We start from the raw sequence: 9,378 nt of genomic DNA, 5'->3' as shown, positions 1-9,378 counted from the left end.
ATACAGCACACAGCAAAACGCCTCCCTAAGGAGGCGTTTTGCGTTTCACAGGCGCGCTAATCAGCTATGCAGGTCGAACCGGTCCAGGTTCATCACTTTGGTCCAGGCGGCGACAAAGTCTTTGACGAACTTGGCTTGTGCATCGGCGCTGGCGTAAACCTCGGACAACGCACGCAGTTGGGCGTGGGAGCCAAATACCAGGTCGACACGGCTGCCGGTCCATTTCACTTGCCCGGTTTTACGGTCGCGCGCTTCAAAGGTGTCGGCCGCTGGCGAAGTCGGCTTCCATTCCACGCCCATGTCCAGCAGGTGGGTAAAGAAGTCGTTGGTCAGCGCACCTGGGCGGCTGGTGAATACGCCATGTTTGGCATCACCAACGTTGGCGCCAAGCACCCGCAGGCCGCCCACCAGCACGGTCATTTCTGGCGCGCTAAGGGTCAACAGCTGGGCTTTGTCGACCAACAGTTTTTCTGCCGAGACGGTGTATTTGCCTTTCTGGTAGTTACGGAAGCCATCGGCGATCGGCTCGAGGAAGGCAAACGACTCAACGTCGGTTTGCTCTTGCGAGGCATCGGCACGGCCTGGGGCGAACGGCACGGTGACGGTTTGCCCAGCAGTTTTCGCCGCTTGCTCAACACCGGCATTGCCAGCCAGTACGATCAGGTCGGCCAGGGATATTTGCTTGCCGCCGACCTGGCCGCCATTGAACTCGCCCTGAATGCGCTCCAGGGTTGCCAGCACGTGAGCCAGTTGTGCCGGTTGGTTGGCTTCCCAGGACTTCTGCGGTTCCAGGCGCAGACGGCCACCATTGGCGCCGCCACGTTTATCCGAACCACGGAAGGTTGAAGCTGCAGCCCAGGCGGTGGACACCAGTTGCGCAACAGTCAGGCCGCTCGCCAGCACCTTGGCCTTGAGGGCCGCGACATCGCTGTCGTCCACCAGCGGGTGATTAACGGCTGGAATCGGATCTTGCCAGAGCAGTTCTTCGCTCGGGGTTTCCGGGCCCAGGTAGCGGGCCAGCGGGCCCATGTCGCGGTGCGTCAGCTTGAACCAGGCGCGGGCGAAGGCATCGGCCAACTCACCTGGGTTTTGCAGAAAGCGCCGGGAGATTTTTTCGTAGATTGGATCGAAGCGCAGGGCCAGGTCGGAGGTGAGCATGGTCGGCGCGTGGCGTTTGCTTGGGTCGTGGGCATCGGGAATCTTGCCTGCCCCGGCACCGCCTTTGGGTTGCCATTGGTGCGCACCGGCCGGGCTCTTGGTCAGTTCCCATTCGAAGCCGAAGAGATTTTCCAGGTACTCGTTGCTCCAGCGGGTGGGCGTTGAGGTCCAGGTCACTTCCAGGCCGCTGGTGATGGTGTCACCGCCTTTGCCCGAGCCAAATTTGTTGCGCCAGCCCAGGCCTTGCTCTTCCATGCCAGCGGCTTCGGGTTCCGGGCCGACATTGTCGGCAGGCCCGGCACCGTGGGTTTTACCAAAAGCGTGGCCGCCAGCGATCAGCGCCACGGTTTCTTCGTCGTCCATGGCCATGCGGCCGAAGGTTTCGCGGATATCCAAGGCGGATGCGCGCGGGTCCGGGTTGCCTTCCGGGCCTTCCGGGTTTACGTAGATCAAGCCCATTTGCACGGCGGCCAGTGGGTTTTCCAGATTGCGTTCCAGCTCGCGGCCTTCTTGTTCCGGACGTTTGGCCGGCTCGGCGACCAAGTCACCTTGGCCTGGCTCTTCCACTTCTTTGCTGGCTTTGCCGTAGCGCTTGTCGCCACCCAGCCAGACGGTTTCGGTGCCCCAGTACACGTCTTCATCGGGCTCCCACACATCCGGGCGGCCGCCGGAGAAACCAAAGGTTTTAAAGCCCATGGATTCCAGCGCCACGTTGCCGGTGAGCACGATCAGGTCGGCCCAGGAAATGGCGTTGCCATACTTCTGTTTGATTGGCCAGATCAGGCGGCGAGCTTTGTCCAGGCTGACGTTATCGGGCCAGCTATTGAGCGGGGCAAAACGTTGTTGGCCAGAGCCGGCGCCGCCACGGCCATCGCCGGTGCGATAGGTGCCGGCACTGTGCCAGGCCATACGAACAAAGAGTGGGCCGTAGTGACCGAAGTCGGCGGGCCACCAGTCTTGGGAGTCGGTCATCAGTGCTTCGAGGTCGCGTTTAACGGCGGCAAAGTCGAGGCTCTTGTAGGCCTTGGTGTAATCGAAGTCTTCACCCAGCGGGTCAGACTTAGAGGAATGTTGGTGGAGGATTTTCAGATTCAGCTGTTCGGGCCACCAGTCACGGTTGGTGGTGCCGCCGCCAGCGGCGTGATTAAACGGGCATTTCGATTCAGTCGACATTTTGTTCTTCCTTAAGGTCGCTTCATTCAGCTGTTCAGCCCTGCAGGGCTGGGACGCCAATGAGTAAGTTCAACAGTACGTTAATCCGCACGGGGCAAGCCTGGGATCTTTAGCGCCTTGGCGCTGTGGGCGAGGCTCTGTGTCCCCTCATCAGGTTGCACGGCTTCGACATGGGTCGAGGCCAGACCAAGACTAGACGTCTATGGGAAGAGTTCTAATAGATCGTACGTGCTGTGTTGATAGCCAAAGTCTTAAACGCTTGGCGGCAGCGCACCTGCTCACCGCCATCCCCGCGTAGGCGGGGCCCCAGGTGTGACGTGTTGAAAGGACTGAGGGTGCGGCCATCAAAGACTGAAACGATTGACCAGCACATTGAGGTCGGCGGCCAGGCGCGACAGCTCGTGGCTGGAGGCGCTGGTTTGGTGGGCGCCGGTGGCCGATTGCACCGACAGGTCGCGAATGTTCACCAGGTTGCGGTCCACCTCGCGAGCCACTTGCGCCTGCTCTTCGGCCGCGCTGGCGATCACCAGATTGCGCTCGTACATCTCGCTGATCGCGGCGGTGATTTGTTCCAAGGCAACGCCGGCGTTCTCAGCCAAGGTGCGGGTCGATTGCGCCCGCGCGCTGCTGCTTTGCATGGCGCTGAGCGCTTGGCTGGCGCCGGTGCGCATGCCGGCGACCATCTGTTCGATTTCCTGAGTGGAATTCTGCGTGCGGTGGGCCAAGGCACGCACCTCATCGGCCACCACGGCAAAGCCGCGCCCTGACTCGCCTGCCCGCGCCGCTTCAATGGCGGCGTTAAGGGCGAGCAAATTGGTTTGCTCGGCGATGGCGCGAATCACGTCGAGCACTTTGCCGATGTCTTGCGATTGCTCGGCCAACTGACGCACCTGGGTGGCGGTGGTTTCCATATCGCCGGACAAATCGGTGATGGCGGTAATGGTGTCGCTCACCCGGCTTTGCCCCACCTGCGCCGATTGGTTGGAAGCTTTGGACGCTTCCGAGGTGGACACCGCATTACGCGCCACTTCATCCACCGCCGTGCTCATCTCGTTCACCGCCGTGGCGGCCTGTTCAATCTCATCGTTCTGGCGCAGCAGGCCTCGACTGGCCTCTTCGGTGACGGCATTCAATTCTTCGGCAGCAGCGGCCAACTGGGTGGACGAGCCGGATATCTGCGCCAGGGTTTCCCGCAGGTTTTGCTGCATACGGCCCAGGGCATCTTGTAGCTGGCTAACTTCGTCGCGGCCACTGACCGCAATCGGTTTGGTCAGGTCACCAGCGGCCACAAACTGCGCCGCCTGCACGGCATCGCGCAGCGGCCGCACGATACTTTGCGTCAGCAGCCAGGCAAGCAATACGGTGCCCAGCGCCGCGAGCACGATCACCACCATCACGATCAAGCGCGAGTCGGCGTAGTCGGCGCTGGAGGCCTGCCCTTCGCGCTCAATGCCTTTGCCGTAGATATCGCCCAACTCCGCCAACTGCGCGCCAGTGCCGTCGACCACCGGCTTCATATCGACCAGCAATAGCTTGTTCAACGCCTCGCGATCGCCACTGCGGGCAAGGTTGAACGAGTCGCTCATGCCACGCTGGTAGGCGGCGAAATCCTTTTTGAATTGCTCGTAAAGCCGCTGTTCATCGGGTGAATCAACAAAGGCTTCGTAGTCGCTGATGTTCTGCGTCAGCACCTTGTTACGCGCTTCGTACTGGCTCACGTAGGTGTCGATATTTTGCGTGGCCGGATCGAGCGCCATACGCAGGGAAATGGTGCGGATGCGCAGCATGTTTTCGCGAATGGCATCGACGATGCGAATGCTCGGCACCCAGTCACGCTCAATGGCGGTCGCACGGTCGCGGATGCTCGACATCTGGCTCAGGGAAAACACCCCAAGAAAGGCCACCGCCAACGCGATTAACGCAAAGCCAAACGCCGCGCGGCGGGCAATATTCAGGTTACGTAGCAGCATGAAAGGTCTCACTCATCCGTGGGCATTATTAGAGTTGTTAGGGTGCTGTTATCTGACAACCATGTCGGCGCTGACCAGATCGACTTTAGTCCTAGCCCTGGAAAAAACATCCAGCCAGATTGGCGAAAGCTCTGCAACGGGCGTTTCAGTTGACTGCGAAGATAACTCGAAGCAGCGGCGCAGGTGGATGTTGCTGAATATGTCAATGCAGTCATATGATGACTGACGACAATCACAACAACAAAGGAAACTCCGTAATGAGCACACCGCACTTTTTGGCCGTCGCCCTCGCCACTGCATTGGCGTTGCCCGCACAGGCTGCTACCTACGCGTACATCTCCAGCCCCAACGATGGTTTGATCTCGCAATACCAGTTGGACGAGAGCACCGGCGCGCCAACGCTGGTGGAACAAACGCCGGCTGGCAGCAAGGTCAATCCGATGGCTATTAGCCCGGATGGCCAGGTGCTGTATGCCGCCCTGCGCGTGGCGCCTTTTAGTGTGCTCAGTTATCGCATCGAGCCGAAAAACGGCCATCTGGAAAAACTCGGCCAAGCGCCCTTGGCTGACAGCCTGGCGTACATTTCCACCGACCGCAGCGGTCGTTTCCTTATGGGCGCGTCTTACGGCGCCAGCCTGCTCAGCGTGCAGGCCATCGACGCCGAGCACCGGGTTTCCGACAAGATTGACGTGTACAAAACCGGCCCCATCGCCCACTCGATTCGCAGCGACCGCAGCGACAAATTTGTCTATGCCGCCAACCTGGGCACCGACAGCGTGCTGCAGTTCAGCCAGAACAAACAGACCGGCGCACTGACACCGATTGGTTCGGGCGCTGCCGCCGCACCGGCCAAAATGGGCCCACGGCATTTGGCGTTCTCGCCCAATGGCAAGTTTTTGTATGTGGTCGGCGAGTTGAGCGGCACCGTGGTCGGCTATGCCATCGACGCCAGCAGCGGTGCCTTGCGCCAAGTGAGCGAAGCGCAAAGCGTGCCGGCCTCATTGAAACTGGCCGAAGGTTTGATCCGCAACGCCGCCAATAACGACCTTAAAGACGACCCGACTCCACGCATCTGGGCCGCCGATATTCGCCTGTCGCCAGACGGCACCTTGCTCTACACCACCGAACGCACCACCAGCAGCGTCTCGGCGTTCAAGGTCGAGCCCAGCAGCGGCGCCTTGACCTTTATCGGCAACTTCCCCGTGGCGGAAAAACAGCCGCGCAATATCGCCTTCTTCCCCAGCGGCAAATGGCTGCTGGTCACTGGCGAAAAAAGCGCGGTCATCGGCAGCTACGCCGTGGCGAAAGACGGCAGTTTAAAGCGCGTCGGTGAAGCGCCATCAGGCGACGGCGCGTTGTGGATCGAGATGTGGCAATCGCCCAAGTAAGCGTTACCAGAGCCAGCAGGTGGCGCCAGCGGCACTGGCCGCCACCTACCAGATTCCGTACCATCCGCCCCCCTCTTTGCCGCCCCGCAGTCGCTTGCCATGAAACCCGCTCGCCTTCGCGCCGACCTTCTTGCCGGCCTTACCACCTCGTTTGCCTTGGTGCCTGAGTGCATTGCCTTTGCCCTGGTTGCCCACCTCAATCCGCTAATGGGCCTGTATGGCGCCTTTATTATCTGCACCCTGACCGCGCTGTTTGGCGGGCGGCCAGGCATGGTTTCTGGCGCAGCGGGGTCGATGGCGGTGGTGATCGTCGCCTTGGTGGTGCAACACGGCGTGCAGTATTTGCTGGCCACGGTGTTGCTTGGCGGGTTGATCATGGTGCTGTTTGGCGTGCTGCGCCTGGGCAAACTGATTCGCATGGTGCCGCACCCGGTGATGCTGGGTTTTGTAAATGGCTTGGCGATCATCATTGCCCTGGCCCAACTCGAGCATTTCAAAGCCGGCGAACACTGGCTAAGCGGCACGCCGCTGCTGCTGATGGTGGGTTTGGTGGCAGCAACCATGGCCATCGTTTACCTGCTGCCGCGCCTGACCCGCGCAGTGCCGCCGGCATTGGTGGCTATTTTGGCCGTGGGCGTGGCGGTGTACCTGCTTAACCTGCCAACCCGCACCCTCGGCGATATGGCGCATATTGCCGGCGGGCTACCGAGCTTCGCGTTTCCAGAGCTGCCATGGACCGTGGAAACCCTGCGCATCATCGCGCCCTATGCGCTGCTGATGGCCATGGTCGGTCTGTTGGAAACCCTGCTCACCCTTAACCTTACCGATGAAGTCACCGAAAGCCGTGGCTACCCCGACCGCGAATGCGTGGCCCTGGGCGCGGCGAATATCGTCTCGGGTGCCTTTGGCGGTATGGGCGGCTGCGCCATGATCGGTCAGACCGTGATTAACCTCAGCTCCGGCGGCCGTGGGCGGCTGTCGGGCGTGGTGGCGGGGGGAATGATCCTGCTGTTTGTGCTGTTTCTATCGCCGCTGATTGAGCGCATTCCGCTGGCAGCGTTGGTTGGGGTGATGTTTGTGGTGTCGCAGCAAACCTTCGCCTGGGCCTCGCTGCGGGTACTGCGCAAAGTGCCGGTAAACGACATGCTGGTGATAGTCGCCGTCACCGTTATCACCGTGTTCACCGACCTCGCTACGGCCGTGCTGCTGGGCATCATCATTGCCGCACTGAACTTCGCTTGGCAGCACGCCCGCGAGCTGTACGCCGACGCGCACTTGGCCGCCGATGGCAGCAAGTTGTATCAGGTGCATGGCACGCTGTTCTTCGCCTCGGTCACGCCGTTTCTCAACCAGTTCAACCCGGCCGACGACCCCGAGCAGGTCACCCTGGATTGTGCGCATTTAAGCTTTGTCGACTATTCGGCGATTGCCGCGCTGAAAACCCTGCGCGAGCGCTATAGCAAGGCGGGCAAGCATTTGCGGGTGGTGCACTTGAGCGAACGCTGCAAAAAACTGCTTAAACGCGCCGGGGAGTGAAAGCAGGCGCTCTTTGTAGGGGGTGCTGTGCGCACCATTGCGATATCAGGCATATCGCTCAATGCCGGCAGCACACCCTACGAGTTCAGCGTTCGGCTTACTGGCTGCCAAACATCGTGGTCCAGTAAATGCCTGCATCGCTTTTTGGGTCCAGGGCATAGGCCGCGCCAAGCTCGCGGTACTGCGGGTTCATCAGGTTGGCGCAGTGGCCGGGGCTGGCCAGCCAGCCGTCGAGCACTTTGCGCGGGCTGTCGTTACCGGCGGCGATGTTCTCGCCAATCGCCTGCCCGGCATACCCTGCCAGCTCGGCACGGTCGCCCGGGGTGCGGCCGTCGCGGTCTTTGTGGTCGAAGAAATTGCCGTTAGCCATCGCCCGGCTATGGGCTTCGGCAGCACCGGCTAAGGTGTTATTCCAATTCAACGGCGCTGCGGCAGCAAACGCCTGGGTGCCGCATTGGCGCGCCTGGCTGCGGGCGGTGTTGATCATCTCCAGCAACTGCCGACCCTGGCTCTGCCAGTCGCCCATCCGCGCGGTGAGCATCGGCCGCGCCAGGGTAATGCGCCACAAATCGCCTTCGCGGCGCACGCCAATATCGACGAATTGCGGGTCGAGAATGACTCGGCAGAAGCTTTCCTGCACCGCTTGCATCGCTGCGGCCGTGTCGCGCGCACCGGCCAGGCTGATGGCCTGTACGTTGACCATCGGGTAACCGTTCTTGGCCAACGCCGTTTGCAAGCCGCCAAAACTGTCGGAGCGCAAGCGCAAGCGTGGGTCGTCCGCCAACGGCGGCAACTCCGGCGAGGCCTGGCCTTCACAGCGTTGCACTTGGCCACGGTAGGCGTTGATTGCCTGCACCAGCGCTGTTTCGTCATCGGCCCACGCCGGGGTCACGGCAAGTGCTGTTAACGACAGCGTGATAGCAGACAGCACGGTTAAACGGACGCGCATGTATTTCTCCCTTGAGCGGACTGCCCCCATGATCAGCGATTTCCCCCCGCGCTGTGCAGGCTTAATTGCCAGCTTATGAGTCGAGCTTATAAGCGTATGCAGGCTTATATGGCTAATCAGAGCCCAGCAGCGCGGGTAAGGTTCACCCAAGCCACCATGGCGAAGTGTCGGCCAAGCGCGTGGCACATGCCACCTCTGGCTACCGATAACACCAAGCGCTAGCCCGTTAAGGGCAACTAACTGGTCTACCCTGTGGTCTTTGCACCGTTCCCCACCCATCAGGAGTGCTTTCCATGCTCACCATTGGTTACGCGGCAGAAACCGCCAAATCACCGCTGGCCCCCTTCAAATTCGAACGCCGCGCCCTGCGTCCCAATGATGTGGCGATGGAAATTCTCTACTGTGGCATCTGCCACTCTGACCTGCATCAGGCACGCAATGATTGGGGCTTCAGCACCTTTCCAATTGTGCCGGGGCACGAAATTGTCGGCCGCGTGACCGACATTGGCAGCGCGGTAAAACGCTACAAGGTCGGCGATGCCGTGGCGGTGGGCTGTATGGTCGACTCCTGCCAGGAATGCGATCAGTGCCGTAAAGGCGAAGAACAGCTGTGCCGCCAAGCCAATACCCAGACCTACAATAGCCGCGACCGCATCACCAAAGAACCCACCTACGGCGGCTACTCCAAGCACTTGGTGGTGCGTGAAGAGTTCGTGCTGCGCGTACCCGAAGGCCTCGACCTGGCCAAGGCCGCGCCGCTGCTGTGTGCGGGCATTACCACTTACTCGCCGCTGCGCACCTGGAATGTCGGGCCGGGCAGCCGCGTAGGCGTAGTCGGTCTTGGCGGCCTGGGGCATATGGCGGTGAAACTGGCGGCGGGCCTGGGCGCGCAAGTGACGGTGCTGAGCCGCAGCGCCGATAAAGAAGCCGACGCCTTGGCACTGGGCGCCGACAATTTATTGGTGTCGTCCGATAAGGGCGCGATGAAAGCGGCGGCCTCACGCTTTGATCTGATCATCGACACCGTGCCCGTGCGCCACGATGTCTCGCCCTATATGCCACTCCTGGACGTCGATGGCACCTTGGTGATCGTCGGCCAAATCGGCCCTATCGACGAAACCCTCACCCTGCCCTTTGTGCTCGGCCGTCGGCGCCTGGCTGGCTCGCCGATTGGCGGCATTGCCGAAACCCAGGAAATGCTCGA

General features: G+C 61.1%; 6 protein-coding genes. 3 read left to right on the top strand and 3 right to left on the bottom strand.

Annotation, left to right across the window (positions count from 1 at the left end):
* Positions 1 to 60: 60 nt before the first annotated feature.
* Together katG and AAAB16_RS22400 are read right to left on the bottom strand one after the other, a co-directional pair.
* The gene (gene katG / locus AAAB16_RS22405) at positions 61 to 2,331 is read right to left on the bottom strand and encodes a catalase/peroxidase HPI (protein WP_340665324.1); all 2,271 of its coding nucleotides are present in this window, start codon (positions 2,329 to 2,331) and stop codon (positions 61 to 63) included.
* 344 nt (positions 2,332 to 2,675) lie between these two features.
* Positions 2,676 to 4,301: a methyl-accepting chemotaxis protein gene (locus AAAB16_RS22400; protein ID WP_340665323.1), complete on the bottom strand. Its 1,626-nt coding sequence runs from the start codon at positions 4,299 to 4,301 to the stop codon at positions 2,676 to 2,678.
* Between the two features lie 257 nt (positions 4,302 to 4,558).
* Here AAAB16_RS22400 and AAAB16_RS22395 point away from each other — a divergent pair, with 257 nt between their 5' ends.
* Together AAAB16_RS22395 and AAAB16_RS22390 are read left to right on the top strand one after the other, a co-directional pair.
* Positions 4,559 to 5,689: a lactonase family protein gene (locus tag AAAB16_RS22395; RefSeq protein ID WP_340665322.1), complete on the top strand. Its 1,131-nt coding sequence runs from the start codon at positions 4,559 to 4,561 to the stop codon at positions 5,687 to 5,689.
* Between the two features lie 99 nt (positions 5,690 to 5,788).
* The gene (locus AAAB16_RS22390; RefSeq protein ID WP_340665321.1) at positions 5,789 to 7,225 is read left to right on the top strand and encodes a SulP family inorganic anion transporter; all 1,437 of its coding nucleotides are present in this window, start codon (positions 5,789 to 5,791) and stop codon (positions 7,223 to 7,225) included.
* 97 nt (positions 7,226 to 7,322) lie between these two features.
* Here the strand turns inward: AAAB16_RS22390 and AAAB16_RS22385 are convergent, their stop codons facing one another.
* Positions 7,323 to 8,174 carry a CAP domain-containing protein gene (locus tag AAAB16_RS22385; RefSeq protein WP_340665320.1) on the bottom strand — a complete coding sequence of 284 codons (852 nt, stop codon included), beginning with the start codon at positions 8,172 to 8,174 and terminating at the stop codon, positions 7,323 to 7,325.
* 293 nt (positions 8,175 to 8,467) lie between these two features.
* Between AAAB16_RS22385 and AAAB16_RS22380 the strand changes: the two genes are divergently transcribed.
* Positions 8,468 to 9,378: NAD(P)-dependent alcohol dehydrogenase (locus AAAB16_RS22380; protein WP_340665319.1), on the top strand; the 911-nt coding region annotated here is incomplete at its 3' end.

It is taken from the genome of Pseudomonas sp. (genome assembly GCF_037994325.1).
Lineage (GTDB): Bacteria > Pseudomonadota > Gammaproteobacteria > Pseudomonadales > Pseudomonadaceae > Aquipseudomonas.
This window is presented reverse-complemented; position numbering and strand designations above follow the sequence as displayed.